This is a genomic window from Spongiibacter sp. (genome assembly GCF_041602295.1).
Classification (GTDB): Bacteria; Pseudomonadota; Gammaproteobacteria; order Pseudomonadales; family Spongiibacteraceae; genus Spongiibacter.
Window position 1 is genome coordinate 1 of sequence record NZ_JBFIGO010000189.1, and the last position, 2,175, is coordinate 2,175.

The 2,175-nt window shown below is 60.4% G+C and carries 3 protein-coding genes; 2 read left to right on the forward strand and 1 reads right to left on the reverse strand.

Annotation, left to right across the window (positions count from 1 at the left end; genetic code table 11):
- Positions 1–238: hypothetical protein (locus ABYM29_RS15535; RefSeq protein WP_372865702.1), on the reverse strand; the 238-nt coding region annotated here is incomplete at its 3' end.
- Between the two features lie 182 nt (positions 239–420).
- On the opposite strand from ABYM29_RS15535, the gene ABYM29_RS15540 reads away from it, so the two are divergent.
- Both ABYM29_RS15540 and ABYM29_RS15545 read left to right on the forward strand, forming a co-directional pair.
- Positions 421–1,632, forward strand: a complete 1,212-nt coding sequence (locus tag ABYM29_RS15540; protein ID WP_372865703.1) for an efflux RND transporter periplasmic adaptor subunit — start codon at positions 421–423, stop codon at positions 1,630–1,632.
- A partial coding sequence (locus tag ABYM29_RS15545; protein ID WP_372865704.1) for an efflux RND transporter permease subunit occupies positions 1,629–2,175 on the forward strand: 547 nt, incomplete at its 3' end. The genes ABYM29_RS15540 and ABYM29_RS15545, both read left to right, overlap by 4 nt.

Consider the following 2,175-nt stretch of genomic DNA (forward strand, 5'->3'; position numbering starts at 1 on the left):
CGCCGACTGGTAGCAAGCCCGACAGACTGCCAAGATGTACGCCAAGGGCAAACATCATCGGCATTGCCAGCTTGGGCCCCTGGTCGCAGGCGAGCATGATTTTGGTGGCCACCAACCTGGCCTCGTTGCCAATATTGCGGTTCACCAGGTAGCGACTGGACAAAAAGGTGCCCAAATCGCCACCCAGCCAGTAAACAAAACCAATAATGTGCAGGTACTTAACTAACAGGTATTCCATTAAATCGTCCAAATTCACCAATGCGGGGACGGCGAGGTCATCGCGCTATTGAAGCGCTGGCCGCCCTGAGTTTAAATGTATTAATATAATATCATTATAACATTTGCAAGGTCAGCAAGCGCCCTAGGCTCGGGCGCCTTTCATTGTCAGCCGCTGCGTCCGTGTACGCCAAAGGATATGAGATGTCGAAACTGCCACGCCGCATACTGCCAGTCGCCGTACTCGCCCTCGGCGTGCTTGCCGCCCGCGCCCTGCTGGGCGGCCCGCCAGCTCCCGCCGACCAAGCTCGGACCGAGATGCCGCCCCCACAGGCCATCTACCGACTGGCTAGCCCTGAGCCTCGCGCGCTGCAGGTCAACGCCCACGGCAAGCTGAGCAGCCGCCGCCAGGTTGAGCTGGCGGCAGAGGTATCAGGTAAAGTCGTCGCCAGCAGCGAGCACTATAAAGTCGGCATGCGCGTGACAAAGGGCGAACTGCTGCTCAACCTCGACGAGGTCAGTAGCCGCAGCGAACTGGCCCGCGCCCAGGCTCGCCTCGCCGACGCCGAAGAGCAGCTGGCCAGCGAGCGCGGCCGAGCGCGGCAGGCCAAGCGCGAGTGGCGCGACCTGGGGTCCAGTGACGCCAATGCCTTGTTTCTGCGCAGTCCACAGTTAAACAAGGCCGAAAAGGCGGTCGCCGCCGCCCAAGCGGAGCTCGATCTCGCCCGCCACCGCCTGGCACAAACGCAGATTCGCGCCCCCTTCGATGCCTTGATCGACAGTATTCACAGCGAGCTGGGCAGCTATGTCAACACCGGCAGCGCAGTGGCCACCTTATTGGATGTCAGCACCCTGGAAGTCGCCCTGCCGATCAGCCAGCAACAATATCAACAGCTGAACCTGAGCGCCGAGGATTTTAAGCGCGGTATCGCCGTTCGCCTAAACAATGCCCAGCACACGCTCAAGGCCACTATTTATCGCGCCGCTGCGACCGTCGACAGCGACAGCCGCCTCTACACCCTGATCGCCGAAGTTGATGCCGACAGCGCCGATCAACAGCCGCTGCATATCGGCGAATTTTTTACCGCGACGATCACCAGCAATCGCGCGCAAGCCATGCTCGCCCTGCCCGCCGAGGCCATTTACGAGCAGCGCTACCTGCGCATTATCGACCCCAACAACCAGCTGCAGATTCAGCCCGCCGATATCGCCTTCTCCGATGGTGATACCGTCTATTTGCGCGCCGTCGACAGCGAGCCTCTGCGGGTGGTGGTCTCCGGCCTGGCGCTTAACCGCGCCGGCACTGAGCTGACGCCCGTCGCCGTCACCGATGCCGTCACCGATGCCGATGCCGATGCCGATGCCGATGCCGATGCCGATGCCGATGCCGATGCTGGCACGGAGCAAACGCAATGAACCGTATCATTCACTGGTTTATTCACAACCCCATCGCCGCGAACTTATTGATGGCGCTGATTTTCATCGGCGGCGCCTCCACCTTCGACCAAGTTGAAAAGCGCTTTTTCCCCGAACGCATTGTCAACCGCGTACAAATCGATGTTGTCTACCCCGGCGCCTCACCCCGCCAGGCAGAAGAGCAGTTACTCAACCGCATCGAGGAAGCCATTGCCGATCTTAACGGCATCGACAACATCGAGTCACTGGCACAGGAAAACGGCGTGTCGATCAGCGTCGAAGTGCTGGCCAACTACGACAGCCAGCGCCTGCTCAACGATATCAAGTCCAGGGTTGACACCCTGCCCGGCTTGCCCAGCGATGCCGAGAGCCCGCAGATCTATGAGCAACAGTATCGCAGCCGCGTCATCACCCTGGCGCTGGCCGGCGATATCGGCGAAGCCGAGATGAAGGAACTCGGCCGCCGCCTGCAAAAGCAGCTGGCAGAAAAAGCCTGGGTGCCCATTGTCGAACTCCGCCAACCGCGCAACTATGAACTGAGTA